The organism is Devosia sp., from assembly GCF_048261455.1.
In the GTDB taxonomy this organism is placed as follows: Bacteria; Pseudomonadota; Alphaproteobacteria; order Rhizobiales; family Devosiaceae; genus Devosia_A.
This window is the reverse complement of the sequence record NZ_JBLXGA010000020.1, coordinates 14,217-32,894: the sequence shown is the minus strand read 5'-3', so window position 1 is coordinate 32,894 and position 18,678 is coordinate 14,217. Positions and strand designations below refer to the sequence as shown.

The following is an 18,678-nucleotide window of genomic DNA, read 5'->3' as shown; positions in this document are numbered from 1 at the left end:
GAGCTTAGTCCTGCTGTCGAGCGCCGAAAGGCACGGTAGAGACCAATAGAGGACACAAAACGCCATCGTCGCGGGCTCGTGATGCCGGGTGAGGCTGTGCAAGTGCGGTGCCGGGCAGTAGATTGATGGCACAGGGGAGCCTTTGATGAGTATTGACGACAGATTGCGGACTGTGGGCGGTGGCCCGGCCAAGCTGCTCTACGCTGCCGACACGATCCGGCGCATCGGCGTCGGCAAGTCGGCCAAGGCGCTGACGGCCAAGAACACGTGCAAGGCCTGTGCCTATGGCATGGGCGGGCAGCGCGGCGGCATGACCAACGAACTCGGCGAGTTCCCGTCGGTCTGCAACAAGTCGGTGCAGGCGCAATCGACCGACATTCAGCCCGCGATCCCCGAAAGTCAGTTCACCCGACCGCTGGAGGCCCTGCGGCGCTTGTCCGGCCGCGAAATGGAGCAGCTGGGGCGGCTCGATACGCCACTGTTCCGAGAGGCCGGGGCCGATCGCTATCGGCCGGTCACCTGGGATTTCGCCATCGCGCATGCAGCGGAAAAGCTGCAGGCCACCGATCCGGCGCGGGCGTTCTTTTACAGCTCGGGGCGCTCCTCGAGCGAGGCGGGGTTCGTGTTTCAGTTGCTGGCACGGCTGTGGGGCACCAACAATATCAACAACTGCTCCTATTACTGTCATCAGGCGACCAGCGAAGGTCTGGCGACGACGATCGGCAAGGGCACCTCGACGGTCGAACTGGAAGACCTGACCGGGGCCGACATGATCTTCGTCATCGGCGCCAATCCGTCCTCCAATCATCCGCGCTTCATTCACATGCTGAAGAACTGCCGGGATCGCGGTGGCGATGTGGTGATCATCAACCCGGCGAAGGAACCGGGGCTGGTGAAATTCGCCGTGCCGAAGAGCCCGGGTTCGATGCTGAAGGGCGGCACCGAGATCGCGTCGGACTACCTGCAGCCGCGCATCGGCTCCGATATCGCGCTGTTCAAGGGGCTGATGAAGGCGGTGCTGGCGATGGGCGCCGAGGACCGCGCCTTCATCGAAGCGCATACCGATGGCTATCAGGCGTTGAAGGCCGATCTCGAGGCGCTGGACTGGGAGACGATTTCCGCGCGCTGCGGGCTGTCGCGGGCCGAAATCGAGCGGGTCGCGACGCGCTATGCCAATCGCCAGCGGGTGGTGTTTGCCTGGGGCATGGGCATGACGCATCACATCAACGGCGTCGACAATGTCGAGGCGATCGCCAATCTGGCGCTGCTGCGCGGCATGGTGGGCAAGCGTCACGCCGGGCTGCTGCCGTTGCGCGGACATTCCAACGTCCAGGGCATCGGCACCATCGGGGTGAAGCCGGTTGTCTCAGAGGAAGTCTTTGCAGCGATGGAGGCTGCCTTCGGCGTCACGCTGAGCCGCGCCAAGGGCCATGACACGATGTCCGGGCTTCAGGCGGCGGCCGACGGCAAGATCGACGCGGCCGTGATCATGGGGGGGAACCTGTGGGGTGCGACGCCGGACACGGCCTTTGCGAGCAAGGCGATGGACGCCATCGGCTTCAAGATGTTCCTGACGACGACGCTCAACCGCGGTCATGTGAACGGGCTCGGGGCCGGGGAAAGCCTGGTCCTGCCGGTCACAGCGCGCGACGAGGAATGGTCGCCCACGACGCAGGAATCGATGTTCAACTATGTGCGCCTGTCTGAGGGGGGTATCCGGCGCCTTGCCCATACGCGGCCCGAAACGGTGATCCTCAGCGACCTCGCCATGCGCCTGCTGCCCGACACGCCGGTGCCGTTCGACCGATTTAAGGAACACCGGCACGTGCGTGAAGCGATTGCCAAAATCGTCCCCGGCATGGAGCAGATGGGCGCCATCGACGTCGCGAGGCGCGAGTTTCACATCCGCAACCGGGTGCTGCATACGCCTCAGTTCGGCACGGCCGACGGCAAGGCACATTTCGTGGTGACGCCGACGCCGGACAGTCCTGCGTCGCTGACGCTGGCGACGGTCCGCTCCGAGGGTCAGTTCAACACGATGATCTATGAGGAGCAGGACAGCTATCGGCGCAAGGCCGGGCGCGACACGGTGTTCCTCAATGCCGAGGACATGGCCGGGTTTGGCGTGGTCGATGGGCAGAAGGTGACCTTGCGCTCCGACGCCGGCGAGATGATCGCGACCGCGCTGAGCTTCGACCTGCCACGCGGCTCGGCGCTGGCCTATTACCCCGAAGCCAATGTGCTGTGCGGCACCGCGGTCGATCCGCGCTCCAAGACGCCGGCGTTCAAATCGGTGCCGGTCAGCCTCTCCGTCGCCTGACCGGCCGGGCTTCCGCCACACCCGATCCCGCGCCCCACATATCCTTCGCGGCTTAACCCGGTCGTAGGGGGTTTTACGCATAGTAGTGCGTATATTCTTGCTTTGCGCTTTTTGGGGATTTCGAGTGGACGCGAAACCGTACCAGGAGCCGCAGGGGATGCGCGGCGTGATCGAAGGCATCCATTCCGAACTGGAGCACTACGGGGCGACCAACAAGCAGGTGGTCATGCAGACCCGCCTGCTGGCGCTCAATGCGGTGATCGAGGCGGCCCGCGCGGGGGAGGCGGGGCGGGGCTTTTCCGTCGTCGCACAGGAGGTGCAGCGGCTGGCCGACGAGGCGGGCCAGATCGCGAGCCGCTTCCAGGACCTCGTCAGCACCCGCATCGCGGCGAGCCGCGACATGGTCGACGGGCTGGAAGGGGCGCGGCTGGTCGACATGGCCGAGTCGCTGGTGCAGCTCATCGTGCGCAATCTCTATGAGCGGACCTGCGACGTGCGCTGGTGGGCCACGGACAGCTCGCTGTGGTCGGCGCTGATGGACCCGGCGCCCGCGGCGCTGGCACATGCCCAGGCGCGGCTCGGGGTGATCCACCGCTACTACACCGTCTATTCCGATCTTGTTCTGGTCGATCGCAATGGCCGGGCCGTCGCCAATGCCAATCCGGCCTATCGCAGCCGGGTGCAGAGGATGGATTTTTGCACCGCCGACTGGTTCCGGCGGGCGATGGAGACGCCGTCGGGCGACCAGTATATCGCCGACGAGGTGCGCCAGTCGCGTTCACAGGACGGGCGCCAGGTGCTGATCTACGGCACGGCGATCCGCGCCGGCGGAGAGACGCTGGGTGCGCCGCTTGGCGCGCTCGGGGTCTATTTCGACTGGGAAACGCAGGGGGCATCGATCGTCGGCGACGAGATCGCGCTCAGTGGCCAGGAGGCGGCACAGACCACCGTCATGCTGCTCGATGGCCAGCGCCGGGTGATCGCCTCGACGCAGCCGGACATGCTGTTCACGCGCTTCGAGCTCGACATGCGCCACGGCGAACGCGGGCTCTATGCCGACCGGCGCGGCGGTCTCGTCGCCTATGCGCGCACCCATGGCTATCAGGAATATGACGGCATGGGCTGGATCGGCGTGGTGCTGCAGCGCCGCTAGCGCATCTCACCGGCCATCGCATGCCGGGGTGGTGCGGCACCCCGGTCAGGCGCGGCGGGCAATCAGTTGTTGCATCCACGGCGTCGGTGCGGCGGCAATAGCGGCCTGCCGCAGCCGCTCGGCCTCGGCCGCACGGTCTAGCCGGGCGTTCAGCTCTGCCGTCACCGCAAGCCACAGATAGCTTTGCTCGACGCGGGAGGGCGCAGAAATGCCCGCGAGCGCTGCAAGCCCGGCTTCGGGGCCCCGGAGTTCGGCAATGGCGACGGCGCGGTCGAGCTGCTGCAGCGGTGTCGTCCCATGGGCGTGCAGCAGATCGTGACAGGCGACGATCCGTGCCCAGTCGGTTTCCGCCCAGCTCGGCGCCCGGCAGTGTTCGGCGGCGATGCCGGCTTCAGCGTGATAGCGCGAGAACTTGTCGCCGGCCGCCGATTGCGCCAGCCAGCCGAGCCCGACAGCGATGTGATCGCGGTTCCATACCGCGCGGTCCTGTTCGGCCAGCAAAAGCAGTTCGCCATCGGGTCCGGTGCGGCCGGGCAGGCGGACGAGGCCGAAATGCATCAGGGCAAGAAGGGCGGCGAGCTGCGGGTCCCGTCCGATCGGCGTCGCCGCCGCCACCTCGGCGAGGCGCACGGCTTCGGCGCAGAGTTCGGCGCGGATCGCCCGCTCGCCGCCGAGTGCGTTGAACCCCTCGCAAAACAGCGCATAGAGCACCTCGCAGAGCCGGGGCAGACGCCCGGCGAGCCTGGCGAGGGGCAGTTCCAGCAGGGCCGGGGTATCGGCGCGCAGCGCCCGGCGGGCACGCTGCAATGTCTTGTAGACGGCAGCCTCGGTCTCGAACAGGCGCCGGGCGATCTCGGGCACCCCGAGGCCGCACATCAGCTTGAGCGCCAGGATCAACTGGCTGCGCCGCGGCAGCCGGTCGTGGCAGCAGATCAGCAGCATGCGCACCATTGCCGCATCCGGCGCCTCGAGATCGGCGGGCAGGCTGTCGTCGCCAGCGAGTTCGGGGTGGCTCGCCGCGATGTTGCGGCGGCGGGCCTCAGTGCGCCGCTGTTCGAGGATCAGGTTGAAGGCGACGCGATAGAGCCAGGCATCCGGCGCGTCCGGAGCGCCGGTGCGGGGCCAGGTTTCCAGCGCCCGCAGCATGGCCGTCTGCACCGCGTCCTCGATGGGCGCCAGTTCCGTCGTGCGGAAGCGCCGCGCGAGCAGGGCAACCAGACGGCCATGGGCATGCGGAAAGTAGCGCTCGGCGAGCTCCGCCTCACGCCGGCGCGGCGATTTCACGAACGACCAGATTGGAGCCGGGGCTGACGATGCCGGGACAGCCACGGGCGATCTCGACGGCCTGCTCCAGCGAGTCGGCCGCAATGATCATGTAGCCGCCGAACACCTCGCGGCTCTCCACCGCGGTGCCCTCGATGTCGTCTTCAGAGGCGACGCGCATCGGGCCGGTCAGTTGCGCGCCCAGATCGACAATATTGTCGGCAAAGGTCTCGCGCCAGGTGTTGAAGCGCTCATACATCTGCTGCATCTCGGCGGCCGATGGCTTGTCGCCAGTGCCCGGCTGCGCCTCGGCAGCAGGCCGCGGCACGCTCTTTTGCAGGCAAAGAAACTTGCGGGTGCTCATTTTGTCCTCCATCCGGTTTTACATCTTGCATCACAGTGATGCGTGACGCTGCCGGAATTGGACAGTATTGGCCAAAAAAAACCGCCATGGCGACTTTGCGCGGGAGAAGATGCCGGTCCGCTCAGACGCCCGAACGGGCAGGATCAGCCGCCCGAGGTCCCTGCCGCCAGCATCTCCTGCAACTGCTGCCGCAGCGCGTTGCGCTGCAGCTTGCCGCTTTCGGCGCGGGGAAAACGCTCGACCTGGAACAGCCGATCGGGACTGCGTTCATTGAGGCGGGCCCGGGCGAACGCCATCACGGCCTCGCCGTCGATCTCTTCGGGCGCGATGATCGCGGCCCAGATCTTGTCGAGGCCATCGTCCCCCGGCGCGCCGACCACGGCGACATCTGCGACGCCCGGTGCCTGCTTCAGCACCTCTTCAACATAGTCGGGCGCGACGACCACGCCGCCTCGGTTGATGATGTCGCCGATACGCCCGGTGATCACCACCAGGCCGTCCGGCTCGATACGGCCATAGTCCCCCGGGTAGAACCAGCCATCCTCCAGCATTTCCGCGGCGTTGCCTTCGGCATCGACGTAAAAGGCGAGTTCGTCGGTCTGCGCGCGGATGATGCCATCCGCTCCGGGCGGCAGCGGGTTGCGGTCGTCATCAACCACCTCCAGCTTGACCCATGGCAGCACATGCCCCGTCGCTCCGTCGCCGCGCTCGAGATCGGCAGCCGTGCCGAAGCTCAGTGCACCAAGTTCGGTCGAGCCATAGGCGCTGATGACGTGGCTGCACAGGCGCGCCCGGATATCCTTCAACAGGGCCGGGGGAACGCGGGCCGCTGCGACGCCGACGCTGCGTAGACCTGCGGGCGGCGGCGAACTGCCGAGTGCGTCCACCAATGCCTTGATCTGAACGACTGCACCGTTGATCGACGTCACATTGAACAGGCGCGTCATATGCAGGGTTTCTGCAGGGCTGGAAGGAAAGCACAGCAGTGCGCCGACTGTATGGGTAAAGAGCGGCGCCATGATTCCGAGGGTCGTCGAAAAGCCCATCAGGTTGATCTCGGCGCCGGCCGAGGAACGGCGAGACAGGCTTAGCATGAGGTGCCCAATTCGCGCTTCCATGGCGCGATTGGTCAGCGCCACACATTTCGGCCGACCGGTCGTGCCGGACGAATAGACGTAGCGGAAGACGTCGTCGGGGTCGGGAAAGCCCGGCATCGCCAGCAGCTTGGCGTAGTCGATGGGCCGCGCGGCGTCGAAGGCGAACCAGCGGCTATCGACCCGTTGCAGCGGAATGTCGGTCCCGTTGAGGTCGTCGCGGTCCGTCAGGAATACCGCCGGGCGTGGCCCGCCCGCCGCTTGCGCCGTGAAGCTGGCACCTACCGAGGCCGATTTCAGACCGAGGAGGGCCAGGGCGTAGATCGTCGCGAGGTGATGGATGGGGTTGCGGATATCGAGCAGCACCAGCGCGCCGGATGGCAGTCCCAGCAGGCGTATCGCCTCGATGGCGGCGCCGGTCTGGCCGATCAGGCCGCGAAAATCGACGATACCGCCACCGAACGCGACCGCCGGGTCAGTTTCGCACCGGCGGGCCTGGTGGATGACGGCCTTTACGAGTTGCATCTGGCGCGGATCAGAACTTGAAGTTCACGCCACTGCGCACCACGACGCCGGAGGGCTGGTACTCGGCATTGTATTTGCCAGAATCCGACACGTCAGACAGCGGCGAGAGCTGGTACATCAGCCCTTCGGTCTTGATCGAAACATTGTCGTTCACGGCCACCTCGACGCCGGCACCGGCGACGACGCCCGTCGTGAAGCCGGATGCCGCGGCATTAGAGCCGACGTTGTTGGTCGAAAAACTGGCCTGCCCGCCGGCCAGGCCGGCCGTTCCATAGAACAGCATGTTCCCGGCGGCGTAGCCGAGCCGCGCCCGCAGGGTCAGAAGTGAGCTGAGCGTGGTCTCGGCGTCGTACTCTGTCGGGTCCGACCCGAAGGTCGTCGACAGCACCTGGCCGACGACGCTTGCATCCGTCTCGACACCGAGAACGAAGCTGCCGAGCTGCTGGTTGTAGCCGACCGTCGCGCCGATGAGGCCGCCGAAGCCTTCGACAGTGACGGCGTCGGGGCCAGTGATAGTGTCATAGTCCGACAACTCGATGTCGGAGCTCGACCCGAGGACGCCCGCCGACAAGCCCGCATAAAAGCCCGACCAATCGAGGGGAGACTGCGCCAGAGCGCCACCGGGAACGAGAAAAGCGATCGAAGAGGCGAGTGCAGTGGCGGAAAGCAGGGCGGGGCGCATCGGGGTCACATCCATCGGCGTGCGAACAACTGGGCGCAATTTAGCTACTCATAAGTGTTGATAGCTATGACAATAAAGTCACGTCCGGAACAAACTTCCTGGTTTGAGGTAGCGGATGGCGCAGCGGGTTTAACGAGCGGTGCAGTCCGGCCGAGTCTGTAGCCAAGGGCACGGGAAGTCTGACGCAAGCGGGGAAAGTGGCGAAACTGTGCGTTTGGCGGCTGTCGCGGGCGGGCGGATCAGATAAAAGGCGCTTATGGAGTGCGCCATTTGACTGTTGAGCAGCTACTGGCCTTTGGCGTTATCGGCGCCATGATGGTCGTCTTCATCTCCGGCAAGGTGCGCTATGACCTGGTCGCTGCCGGGGCGCTGCTGGTCAGCGTGATTATCGGCATCGTGCCTGCGGACCAGGCGTTTTCCGGGTTTTCCGACGACATTGTCATTATCGTGGGCAGCGCGCTGCTGGTCAGCGCGGCGGTGTCGCGCTCGGGCATCATGGAACTGGCGATCCAGCGCTTTGCGCCCAATATCACGGCGCCGCGTTTGCAGTTGCTGCTGCTGGTCACGCTGGTCGCGGCGCTGTCGGCCTTCGTCAAGAATATCGGCGCCCTGGCAATCATGATCCCCATCGCCTTTCAGATGGCGCGGCGCTCGAAAGTCTCGCCGTCGATGTTCCTGATGCCCATGGCCTTTGCGGCGCTGCTCGGCGGCTTGATGACCCAGGTCGGCACTTCGCCGAACGTCATCGTGTCCCGGCTGCGCGAGGAACTGACCGGTGTCAGCTTCAAGATGTTCGATTTCGCGCCGATGGGCGTGGTGCTGGCGATCGCCGGCGTGATCTTTTTGTCGCTGTTCTACTGGCTACTGCCGGCGCGCAAGCGCGAGGGGCTGTCAGTCAACGACGCGATCGAGATCAAGAATTACACCACCGAGGCGACGGTGCCGGCGGATTCCTCGGCGGTCGACAAGACCGTGTCGGCGCTGCAAAAGCTCGCCGAGGGCAGGGCGATGATCACCTCGATCGTCTCCTCGCGCGGCCGCCGGCGCACGCCGCTGCCCGATGCGGTGATCCGTTCGGGCGACCGTCTGGCGCTCGAGGGCGAGCCCGAGGCGCTCGACAAGATGGTGGCGCAGGGCGGCCTGCGGCTCAACGAGGGCCGGCGGGCGCGCGGCGTCGACATCATCACGGTCGAGGCGATCATCGGGCCGAACTCGCCGCTGGTCGGGACCACGGCCAGCGATTTCCAGCTGTTTGAACGCACCCGCATCAACCTGCTGGCCATCGCCCGGCGTGAACGGCGGTTTTCCGAGCGGCTGAGCCAGATCCGGTTCGAGGCCGGCGACGTCATGCTGCTGCGCGGCAATCGCGAGGGCATGGCCGAACAGCTGCGTGAGCTCGACTGCATGCCGCTGGCCGAGCGCAACCTGCAGCTGGGGAGCGTGCGCAACCGCATCGTGCCGCTTGCCATCCTTGCGGTGGCGATCGCCGTGACGGCATTGGGCATCCTGCCGGTGTCAGTGGCGTTCTTTGCGGCGGCGGTCGCCATGGTGGCGACGGGCAGCATCGGCACGCGTGACATCTATCGCCAGCTCGACGGCACGATCCTCATCATGCTGGCGGCGTTGATCCCGATCTCGGATTCGCTGCGGTCGACGGGAGCGACCGACGTGATCGCCACCTGGCTGAGCTCGATCGCCATGGGCCTGCCGCCCTGGGCTGCGCTGGGGCTGATCCTCGTCGCGGCGATGGCGGTGACGCCATTTCTCAACAATGCGGCGACCGTGCTGGTGATGGCGCCGATCGCGGCGACCTTCGCCACCAATCTGGGCCTCCGCCCCGAGGCCTTCCTGATGGCCGTCGCCATCGGCGCGGGCAGCGATTTTCTCACGCCCATCGGCCACCAGTGCAATACGCTGGTGATGGGGCCGGGCGGCTACAAGTTCGGCGACTACTGGCGGCTGGGGTTGCCGCTCTCCATCCTCGTCGTTCTCATCGCCGTGCCGTTGCTGCAGGTGGTGTGGCCGGTGTGAGCGGGCTCTGGGGCTGGTCGAACCGGACTCATGTTTCGGCTGCGCTCAGCGTCAGGCCAGGCAGGATCGCGGTCCCGCATCTGCCCTCACTGTAAGCCTGCCAAACGACGCGGGCGCGGCACTCAATTCGCTTGCCTGAGAAGGCAGGCGCACAGCGCGGCTACCCCCGCTTGCCCCGGCGGGCCGCATCGCCTACATACGGGCCAAATTTTCCCCGCCAATCCAGCTGCAGGTTCACCGCTCCATGGCGCGTCAGTTCATCTATCACATGCACGGCCTGTCGAAGGCCTATTCCAACGGCAAGAAGGTGCTCGACAATGTGCACCTGAGTTTCTACCCGGACGCCAAGATCGGCGTGCTCGGCCCGAACGGCGCCGGTAAGTCGACGCTGCTGAAAATCATGGCCGGCATCGAGACCGAGTTCCAGGGCGAGGCCTGGGTCGCCGATGGCGCCAAGGTCGGCTACCTGCCGCAGGAGCCGCAGCTCGACCCGCAGCTCAATGTGCTCGGCAACGTGATGACCGGGGTCAAGGAAAAGACCGACATCGTCGACCGCTACAACGAGTTGATGATGAACTATTCCGACGAGACCGCCGACGAGGCGACCAAGCTGCAGGACATCATCGACAGCCAGAACCTGTGGGATATCGAATCCCAGGTCGAGGTGGCGATGGAGGCTCTCGGCTGCCCGCCGGGCGATGCCTCGGTCGACAACCTTTCGGGCGGTGAGAAGCGCCGTGTGGCGCTGTGTGCACTGCTGCTGTCGAAACCCGACCTGCTGCTGCTCGACGAGCCCACCAACCATCTCGACGCCGAAACCACCGGCTGGCTGGAACGGCACCTGCGCGAGTTCCCCGGCGCCGTGCTGATCATCACCCATGATCGCTATTTCCTCGACAACGTCACTGGCTGGATTCTCGAGCTAGATCGCGGCCGGGGCGTCCCCTACGAGGGCAATTACACCGCCTATCTCGAAGCCAAGACCAAGCGCTATGCACAGGAAGAGCGTGAAGACGCCGCCCGAATGAAGGTGCTGGAAAAGGAAAAGGAATGGATGGGCCAGTCGCCGCAGGCACGCCAGTCCAAGTCCAAGGCCCGCCTCAAGGCCTATGACGAACTGGTCAAGCTCAACGAGGAGCGCACGCGCTCGACCACGGCGCAGATCATTATCCCGCCGGGCGAGCGGCTAGGCCAGAACGTCATCGATATCGAAGGGCTCACCAAGTCGTTCGGCGACCGGGTGCTGATCGACGATCTGACCTTCAAGCTGCCGCCGGGTGGCATCGTCGGCGTCATCGGCCCCAACGGCGTCGGCAAGACCACGCTGTTCCGCATGCTGACCGGCCAGGAAGAGCCCGACAACGGCACCATCAAGGTCGCTGATGCGGTCAACATGGGCTATGTCGACCAGAGCCGCGACACGCTCGACCCCAACAAGACGGTGTGGGAAGAGATCTCCGGCGGCAACGAGATCCTGATGCTGGGCAAGCGCGAGATGAATTCACGCGCCTATACCTCGGCCTTCAACTTCAAGGGCGCCGACCAGCAGCAAAAGGTCGGCAACCTGTCGGGCGGCCAGCGCAACCGGGTTCATCTGGCCAAGATGCTGAAATCGGGCGCCAACGTGCTACTGCTCGACGAACCGACCAACGATCTCGACACCGAAACCCTCGCCGCGCTCGAAGAGGCGCTGGAGGAATTCGCCGGCTGCGCCGTGATCATCAGCCATGATCGCATGTTCCTCGACCGCCTCGCGACCCACATGCTCGCCTATGAGGGCGACAGCCATTTCGAGTGGTTCGAAGGGAATTTCGCCGACTACGAAGCCGACAAGATCCGCCGCTTCGGACCGGACGCCGTGAACCCCAAGCGCGCAGGGCACAAGAAGCTGGAGCGCTAAGCCGCTACAGACGCAGAATGCGAAAGCCGGGCCATGTGCCCGGCTTTTTTGTGCGGCTGATCGAGAGGCTGGATGGCCGGGCCAAGTCCGGCCATGAGGGGGGTAGGGGAGCGACTTTCCTCCGCACCAGGCTACGGGTGACTGCTCAATTTCTCCCCCTCATCACCGGGCTTGTCCCGGTGATCCAGACCTCAGGCCCGCGGCGCCCTGCGGGTTAGCGTCCCAGTAGCCAGGGGCTCAGGTCTTCCCACTCCGGGTTCAGGCTTTCGACGAGGTTGAGCTTCCAGCGGCGCGGGTATTTCTTGATGTTCTTTTCGCGCTGGATCGCAGAGACCAAGAGGTCGTGTTCCTCGATCCATACCAGCCGGTGCACGCCGTAGCGCGCCGTGAACCCGGGTGTCAGCCCGTGCTGGTGCTCAAACCAGCGCCGCGAGGGATCTCGCGTGACGCCGCAATAGAGCGTGCCGTTGCGCTTCGAGGCGAGGATATAGACATAGCCCTTCATGACCGTGCCCTCCACGCTGCATCGTCCCGCAACTGGATGGCCGGGACAAGCCCGGCCATGAGGACCGAGAGAACAGTTAGTCGTATGCGCAAACGTGCGGCGGGCGGCCAAAACAAAAAAGGGCCCCGCCACCGGCGGAGCCCCTCATGTCCAGTCCTCAGCGGAACCTCAGTCCTTCCCGCCCTCGATCCGGAACATCTCGCCGCCCTCGGTGCCGGAGATCAGGCCGGTCTTGCCGTACAAATCCAGCTTCGCGCGCGTGTCCGCGATATCGAGGTTGCGCATCGTCAGCTGGCCGATCCGGTCGCCCGGGGAGAACGGCGCGTCCTCGACCTTTTCCATGCTCAGCCGCTCGGGGGCATAGGTGAGGTTGGGGCTTTCGGTGTTCATCAGCGAGTAGTCGTTGCCGCGGCGCAGCTCCAGCGTCACCTCGCCGGTGATGGCGCTCGCCACCCAGCGCTGGGCGGTTTCGCGCAGCATCAGCGCCTGGCTGTCGAACCAGCGGCCCTGATAGAGCAGGCGCCCGAGCCGCATGCCGTTAATGCGGTACTGCTCGATCGTATCCTCGTTGTGGATGCCGGTCACCAGCCGCTCATAGGCGATGTGCAGCAGCGCCATGCCTGGCGCCTCGTAGATGCCGCGGCTCTTGGCCTCGATGATGCGGTTCTCGATCTGGTCGCTCATGCCGAGGCCATGGCGGCCGCCGATGGCATTGGCTTCGAGGAACATGGCGACCGGGTCGGCAAAGGTCTGTCCATTGAGCGCCACGGGCTGGCCTTCGGAAAAGCGCACCGTGACCTTTTCGGCTTTCACATCACAGTCGTCACGCCAGAAGGGGACGCCCATTATCGGGCTGACGATGTTGATGCCGGTGTCGAGGCTTTCGAGATCCTTTGCCTCATGTGTCGCGCCGAGCAGGTTGGAGTCGGTCGAATAGGCCTTTTCGGCGCTCATCTTGTAGCCAAAGCCGTTGGCGGTGAGGAAGGCGGACATCTCGGCGCGGCCGCCCAGTTCCTCGATGAATTCGTCGTCCAGCCAGGGCTTGTAGATCTGCAGGTTCGGGTTGGTCAGCAGGCCGTAGCGGTAGAAGCGCTCGATATCATTGCCCTTGTAGGTCGAGCCGTCGCCCCAGATGTTGACGCCATCTTCCTTCATCGCCGAAACCAGCATGGTGCCGGTTACGGCGCGGCCGAGCGGGGTGGTGTTGAAATAGGTGATGCCGCCGGTCGTGACGTGGAAGGCGCCGGACTGGATGGCGGCAATGCCCTCATGCACCAGCTGGGTGCGGCAGTCGATCAGCCGGGCGTTCTCGGCGCCGAACTCCATCGCCTTTTCCGGAATGGCGTCATAATCGGTCTCGTCGGGTTGGCCGAGATTGGCGGTATAGGCATGGACCTTGGCGCCGTTGAGCTTCATCCACAGCAGGGCGGCGCTGGTGTCGAGGCCGCCGGAAAAGGCAATGCCGACTTTCTCGCCCTTGGGCAGGCTCTTCAAAATGGTGGACACGGGGGTTGGCTCCAGTCGGCTCGAAAAGTTGGTGATGCTGCCGGGGCGCATAGCAAACTTCACGCGCCGCGCCTAGCGGCAGCAGCGCGCAGGGGGTCGGGCCGGCGGGTGCCGGGCGCTCTTTCCAACGGGGCCGGTCGGGCCTAAACCGCTCACACCCCAAGGAGTGTCGCCATGCCCGACTGGTCCCCATCCACCTATCTGAGCTTTGAAGACGAGCGGACGCGGCCGGCGCGTGACCTCGTCGCGCAGGTGCCGCTGACGGCGGCGCAGAGGGTCGTCGACATGGGCTGCGGGCCGGGCAATTCCACCGAACTGCTGGTCGGGCGCTATCCCGATGCCGCGGTGACGGGGCTAGACAGCTCGCCCGCCATGCTGGCGGCGGCGCGGCAGCGACTGCCGCAGGTGCAATTTGCCGAAGCCGATGCCAATAGCTGGATGCCCGAGCCGGGCACGGATCTGGTGTTCGCGAACGCCACCTATCAGTGGATCCCGGAGCATCTGACTGTGTTGCCGAAGGTCGTCGCGGCGCTGCCGAAGGGCGGGGTGCTGGCGGTGCAGATGCCCGACAACATGGCCGAACCCACTCATCAGCTGATGCGCGATGTGGCGGCGGATGGCCTGTGGGCCGCGCGGCTTGCGGATGCCGCAAGGGCGCCGCTGCCGCCCGTCGCGACCTATTACGAGGCGCTGGCGCCCGGAGCGTCGCGGCTCGAAATCTGGCACACGATCTATAACCACGTGCTCGCCGGCCCCGCAGCGATCGTCGAGTGGGTGAAGGGCACGGGGCTCCGCCCATTCCTCGATCCGCTGAGTGCCGACGAGGAAGCCGATTTCCTTGCGCGCTATTTGGCGGCGATCACCGAGGCCTATCCGGCGACATCGGATGGCAAGGTGCTGCTGCGCTTTCCGCGGCTGTTCATCGTCGCGGTGCGCTAGGGTAGGGACGGGCGCGTGGCGCGGACAGCGAAACCGAAAGAGACCGAGCTTTATCCGCCCGTCAAAGCCCTGCTTGAGGGGCAGGGTTTTGTGGTGAAGTCCGAGATCGGGGCGGCGGATGTCTTTGCCGTGCGCGGCGACGAGCCGCCGGTGATCGTCGAGCTCAAGGCCGGGTTCTCGCTGACGCTCTTCCACCAGGCGGTGGCGCGGCTGGCGATCACCGATCTGGTTTATGTCGCGGTGCCACGCGGCGCGGGGCGGCCATTCCTTTCGGCGCTCAAGGCCAACCTGACGCTCTGCCGGCGGCTGGGCCTGGGGCTCATCACCATCCGGCTCAGTGACGGGCTGGCGGAAATCCATCTCGATCCTGGCCCCTATGCGCCGCGGAAATCCAAGGCGCGTGCAGGCCGCATGCTGCGCGAGTTCGCGCGGCGGGCGGGCGACCCCAATCTCGGCGGCAGCACCCGCACCACCATCGTCACCGCCTACCGGCAGGATGCGGTGCGCGTGGCGCTGCATCTGCGCGCCGCGGGGCCGTGCAAGGCAGCGGTGGTTGCAGCAGCGACCTCGGTCGGGCGGGCGCGCTCCATCATGGCCGATGATCACTATGGCTGGTTCGAGCGGGTCGAGCGGGGCATCTACCGGCTGACCCCGAAGGGCGAGGGCGCGGTGCGCGACCTGCCGGCAGACTAGCCGAGAAATCCGCACCGATCTCGGACGCGCGTCAGGAAGCGTTCATCATCGCGGCAGGGCGAAGGCGAGTTCGCGGCAAACTTCGGTCACGGCGCTGGGCGCCGCTCGTGAAGTGATTCCGGTACTGGCGGCAAGCCATTGCCGAATCTACGAAAAATCAAGCTTTATCCCCGGCGGTCCAAGGCGCCGCACACTGGCGCCAGTGCAGGCAGAAAAATCGGGGGGGCGATGGTCATACGGTCGATACGGAGGTGGGAAGGATGACCGTGCAGAGCGACAGAGCATCCGGCTGGCGGATGGCCGTCTTACGTGGCTCAAGCAAAATCATTCTCTGCCAATAGCGACAGTTGAGGTCGACTTTATCCGGGGTGCGCGGGATTTGGTTTCCGCGGCGTCGATTGGGGGTGGCGGGTTCGATAGAATAGGCGACAGTTTCCGAAGGAGTTTTCTCATGCGCTTCGCATCGTTCGCTGCTGCCGCGTTCATCGCTGCCGCCCCCCTTGCCGCTTATGCTGCCGACGCCACGCCGCTGGTCACCGCCGACTGGGTCAAGGCGCACGCCGGCGACGACAATGTCGTCATTCTGGATATCCGCGGCGATATCGAAGGCACCGATCTGGGCGATCTGCCCTATCTCGCCCATGGCGTCGTCGCCCCCTATGCGACCGCCGGCTGGCGCACCGAGATCGACGGCGTGCCGGGCCAGATCCCGCCGCCGGAGCAGATTGCCGAACTGATCGGCAGCCTCGGCATCGACGGCGATGACCATGTGGTCATCGTCCCGTGGGGCACGGATTCGTCGGAGTTCGGTGGTGCGACCCGCATCTACTGGACTTTCAAATATCTCGGCCACGACGAGGTTTCGATCCTCGATGGCGGCTGGCGCCAGTATGACGCCGCCGGTGGCGAGCGTGTCGCCGAGGCGGTGACGCCCGAGCCGACCGAATTCCCCTATGAGATCCAGCCCGAGCTGCGCGCCACCACCGCCGATGTCGAAGCGGCGCTCGAGAGCGGCACCAAGCTGGTCGATGGCCGCCCCGAGGCGCAGTATCTCGGCGAGTCCAAGTCGCCGGTCGTCAGGATCGAAGGCACCATTCCGGGCGCCGTGAACCTGCCGAACTCCAAGCTCTACAGCGCCGAATACGCCAGCTTTGCCACGCCGGAGACGGTTGCGGCGCTCTCCAGCGAGATCGGCGTCGATTTGGCCTCGGGTGAGGAGAACATCGTTTTCTGCAACACCGGTCACTGGGCGTCGGTCGTCTGGTTCGCGCTGCATGAAATCGGTGGCGACGAGAACACCACGATGTATGACGGCTCTATGTCCGAATGGGCAGCCGATCCGGCCCGCCCGATTCAGTAAGCGGGTTTACACCGCAGGGTCTGACGGGCATCGGATGCAGAAACTGCGTCCGGTGCCCGGTTTTTCAATGAGCTGAGTGATGCTTTCAAGATGAGCGATCTTTCCGTTTCCGCGCCGAACTATCTGCCGCCCGCCGCAGCGGACCGCCGGCCTTTGGCCGTGGCGCTTTTCATGCTGGTGGTCGGCTTTGTGGCGATCACCGCGCTGGTCGATCTGCGCCAGGGCGCGCTGTTCGTGATTGGCGGCGCACTGGGCGTGGCGCTTTACCACGGCTCGTTTGGCTTCACCGGCGGCTGGCGCCGCATGGTGGTCGAACAGCGGGGCCGCGGCATGCGCGCCCAGATGCTGGCGATCGGCGTCGCCGCGCTGGCGATGATCCCCTTGGTGGCCGCCGGCAATATCGGCGGGCAGGGGATCGTCGGGGCCATCGCGCCGGTCGGCGTTTCGGTGTTCCTCGGCTCGGCGATGTTCGGGCTGGGGATGCAGCTGGGTGGCGGCTGCGGTTCGGGGACGCTGTTCACCGTGGGCGGTGGCTCGGCCCGCATGCTGGTGACGCTGGCCTTCTTCATCATTGGCGCGCTGGTGGGCACCGCGCATCTGCCGTTCTGGCTGTCGCTGCCGTCACTGCCGCCGATCAGCCTGGGGGCCGAGCTGGGTGTCGGGACGGCGATTGCCGTCACGGTCGCCGGGCTGGCAGCGGTCGCCTATGTCACGGCCGTCATCGAGCGGCATGTGCATGGCGCGCTGGAGACGGATCCCGGGCCGCGGCGTCCGGGCTGGTCGTGGATCTGGCGTGGCCCTTGGCCGCTGGTCGGGGCCGGGCTGGCGCTCGCAGCGCTCAATGTCACCGTGCTGCTGGTCGCCGGACATCCGTGGTCGATCACCTATGGGTTCGGGCTGTGGGGCGCCAAGATCGCGCAGGCTGTCGGCATCGATGTCGCCAGCTGGGCCTTCTGGCAGGCACCGGCCCAGGCACAGGCGCTGTCGTCCAGCGTTTTGGCCGATACCGTGTCGGTGCTGGATTTCGGTCTGGTGCTGGGGGCCGCGGCCGCTGCGGCGATTGCCGGCAAGTTCGCCCCGAAGGCCAAACTGCCGCTCGGGTCGCTGCTGGCGGCAATCATCGGCGGGTTGCTCATGGGCTACGGCGCCCGGCTGAGCTTTGGCTGCAATATCGGGGCGCTGTTTTCGGGCGTCGCGACCGGGAGCCTGCACGGCTGGCTGTGGTTCGTGATGGCATTCATCGGCTCTATCGGCGGCATTGCGCTGCGTCCCCTGTTTGGTCTTGACGGATTTTCGAAGAAATGAGCGCGCGCAACACATTGCTCTTCGGTGCCGCTCTGGCGGCCTCCACCGCGGCGATCGCCTATGATCACGTGACCCATCCCGTGCCGCCGCGCCCGAGCCAGCAGGCGACGGCGACCGCCTCGGGCGCAGCGCCGTGCTCGGCTGGCATGGCTGTGGCGCCCTGTGCCGCAGGCGTGCCGACTGCGCCGTGCGCGGCCGGCGTGCCGACATTGAAGGCGCCGCCGCCGGCGCCGGCAAAGCCGCCCGAAAGCGCTGGCAGTGGCAAGAAGGCACCACCGCCGCCGCCGGCCAAGCCGCCGGCTGCTGCTGCTGAAGAGCCCAAGCTCGCCCCGCCGCCACCCGCACCCAAGGCGAAACCGGCAGGCGAGGAAGCCCCGGATCTCGTCGTGGAGGGTGCGGAGTGACAGAAGACGCCCGCACTCAGGCGCTGGCCGAGATCGCCTTTTGCGAGTCGATCCTCGCCAAGGGCGGGCTCAGCGTGCTCAGCGAAACGCTGGCGGGCGTCACCAGTCTTTCTGCCTTCGCGCATTACCCCGAGGGCGACGTTTATGACCCGGCGAGCCAGGCGCAGTGGTATTATCACTGTCATCCGGCCGAAGAAGGCGTCGCCGAGCACGGGCATTTTCACTGCTTCGTCCGGCCCGAGGGGCCGAATGGCCCGATCCACCACCTGGTCGCCGTCGGGGTCGACGCCGAGGGACGTCTGTTGCGGCTGTTCACCGTGAACCAGTGGGTGGTGGGTGACGACTGGCTCGATGCCGGTGAACTCGCACCGCTGCTCACCCGCTTCGACATGCAGATGCCGCGGCCGAACTATCTGGTCAATCGCTGGCTGACAGCGGTGCTCGTCGCCTATGAGGCGGAAATCACCGAACTCATCCATGCACGTGACAGAGCGCTGGCAGCGCATGGTGGCGCCGATGTGCGGGATGATCGTGCTCTGGAGGTTCTGTCCGAACACGTCATAAGCTGATCGCGGCGCCCCGCTTGCCGGAATTCGGCGGGTGATGCGTTGTGTTCGCGGGCATGGCGGTGTTA

16 protein-coding genes are annotated in these 18,678 nt (G+C 65.8%); 10 read left to right on the top strand and 6 right to left on the bottom strand.

All coding sequences use genetic code 11. The features are described 5' to 3' along the window. Positions 1 to 145 precede the first annotated feature (145 nt). Both ACN0TK_RS16590 and ACN0TK_RS16585 read left to right on the top strand, forming a co-directional pair. Positions 146 to 2,320, top strand: a complete 2,175-nt coding sequence (locus ACN0TK_RS16590; RefSeq protein WP_417310645.1) for an FdhF/YdeP family oxidoreductase — start codon at positions 146 to 148, stop codon at positions 2,318 to 2,320. A gap of 157 nt (positions 2,321 to 2,477) precedes the next feature. After that, entirely contained in the window at positions 2,478 to 3,473 is a 996-nt protein-coding gene (locus tag ACN0TK_RS16585) for a methyl-accepting chemotaxis protein (protein WP_417310661.1), read from the top strand. Positions 3,474 to 3,518: 45 nt separating this feature from the next. Here ACN0TK_RS16585 and ACN0TK_RS16580 read toward each other — a convergent pair whose 3' ends face one another. From ACN0TK_RS16580 to ACN0TK_RS16565, 4 genes are all read right to left on the bottom strand, one after another. Then, complete coding sequence (locus ACN0TK_RS16580; RefSeq protein WP_417310644.1) at positions 3,519 to 4,757, bottom strand: RNA polymerase sigma factor; 1,239 nt, start codon at positions 4,755 to 4,757, stop codon at positions 3,519 to 3,521. Continuing rightward, on the bottom strand, positions 4,735 to 5,100 hold the full coding sequence (locus tag ACN0TK_RS16575; RefSeq protein WP_417310643.1) for a YciI family protein: 366 nt from the start codon (positions 5,098 to 5,100) through the stop codon (positions 4,735 to 4,737). Before ACN0TK_RS16575 ends, ACN0TK_RS16580 begins: the two co-directional genes overlap by 23 nt. Before the next feature lie 143 nt (positions 5,101 to 5,243). Beyond that, positions 5,244 to 6,719, bottom strand: a complete 1,476-nt coding sequence (locus ACN0TK_RS16570; RefSeq protein ID WP_417310642.1) for a class I adenylate-forming enzyme family protein — start codon at positions 6,717 to 6,719, stop codon at positions 5,244 to 5,246. Between the two features lie 10 nt (positions 6,720 to 6,729). After that, positions 6,730 to 7,440, bottom strand: coding sequence for an outer membrane protein (locus tag ACN0TK_RS16565; RefSeq protein WP_417310641.1), 711 nt, complete (start codon positions 7,438 to 7,440; stop codon positions 6,730 to 6,732). Positions 7,441 to 7,671: 231 nt separating this feature from the next. Between ACN0TK_RS16565 and ACN0TK_RS16560 the strand changes: the two genes are divergently transcribed. After that, complete coding sequence (locus ACN0TK_RS16560; protein ID WP_417310640.1) at positions 7,672 to 9,432, top strand: SLC13 family permease; 1,761 nt, start codon at positions 7,672 to 7,674, stop codon at positions 9,430 to 9,432. A 244-nt stretch (positions 9,433 to 9,676) separates the two neighbouring features. Beyond that, positions 9,677 to 11,332: an energy-dependent translational throttle protein EttA gene (ettA, locus tag ACN0TK_RS16555; RefSeq protein WP_417310639.1), complete on the top strand. Its 1,656-nt coding sequence runs from the start codon at positions 9,677 to 9,679 to the stop codon at positions 11,330 to 11,332. 214 nt (positions 11,333 to 11,546) lie between these two features. Here the strand turns inward: ettA and ACN0TK_RS16550 are convergent, their stop codons facing one another. Next, positions 11,547 to 11,837 carry a GIY-YIG nuclease family protein gene (locus tag ACN0TK_RS16550; RefSeq protein WP_417310638.1) on the bottom strand — a complete coding sequence of 97 codons (291 nt, stop codon included), beginning with the start codon at positions 11,835 to 11,837 and terminating at the stop codon, positions 11,547 to 11,549. Between the two features lie 168 nt (positions 11,838 to 12,005). After that, positions 12,006 to 13,343: an argininosuccinate synthase gene (gene argG, locus ACN0TK_RS16545; protein WP_417310637.1), complete on the bottom strand. Its 1,338-nt coding sequence runs from the start codon at positions 13,341 to 13,343 to the stop codon at positions 12,006 to 12,008. 174 nt (positions 13,344 to 13,517) lie between these two features. Between argG and tam the strand changes: the two genes are divergently transcribed. From tam to ACN0TK_RS16515, 6 genes are all read left to right on the top strand, one after another. Beyond that, a complete protein-coding gene (gene tam, locus ACN0TK_RS16540) occupies positions 13,518 to 14,282 on the top strand; it encodes a trans-aconitate 2-methyltransferase (RefSeq protein ID WP_417310636.1) in 765 nt (254 codons plus the stop codon). A 15-nt stretch (positions 14,283 to 14,297) separates the two neighbouring features. Beyond that, positions 14,298 to 14,975: a DUF2161 domain-containing phosphodiesterase gene (locus ACN0TK_RS16535; RefSeq protein WP_417310635.1), complete on the top strand. Its 678-nt coding sequence runs from the start codon at positions 14,298 to 14,300 to the stop codon at positions 14,973 to 14,975. 451 nt (positions 14,976 to 15,426) lie between these two features. Further along, positions 15,427 to 16,335: a sulfurtransferase gene (locus ACN0TK_RS16530; RefSeq protein ID WP_417310634.1), complete on the top strand. Its 909-nt coding sequence runs from the start codon at positions 15,427 to 15,429 to the stop codon at positions 16,333 to 16,335. Positions 16,336 to 16,425: 90 nt separating this feature from the next. Further along, positions 16,426 to 17,640 (top strand): YeeE/YedE family protein, encoded by a 1,215-nt coding sequence (locus ACN0TK_RS16525; protein WP_417310633.1) that lies wholly within the window; start codon positions 16,426 to 16,428, stop codon positions 17,638 to 17,640. Beyond that, on the top strand, positions 17,637 to 18,044 hold the full coding sequence (locus ACN0TK_RS16520) for a hypothetical protein (RefSeq protein ID WP_417310632.1): 408 nt from the start codon (positions 17,637 to 17,639) through the stop codon (positions 18,042 to 18,044). The genes ACN0TK_RS16525 and ACN0TK_RS16520 overlap by 4 nt, the downstream gene beginning before the upstream one ends. Next, on the top strand, positions 18,041 to 18,613 hold the full coding sequence (locus tag ACN0TK_RS16515) for a DUF6969 family protein (RefSeq protein ID WP_417310631.1): 573 nt from the start codon (positions 18,041 to 18,043) through the stop codon (positions 18,611 to 18,613). Before ACN0TK_RS16520 ends, ACN0TK_RS16515 begins: the two co-directional genes overlap by 4 nt. Positions 18,614 to 18,678 lie beyond the last annotated feature (65 nt).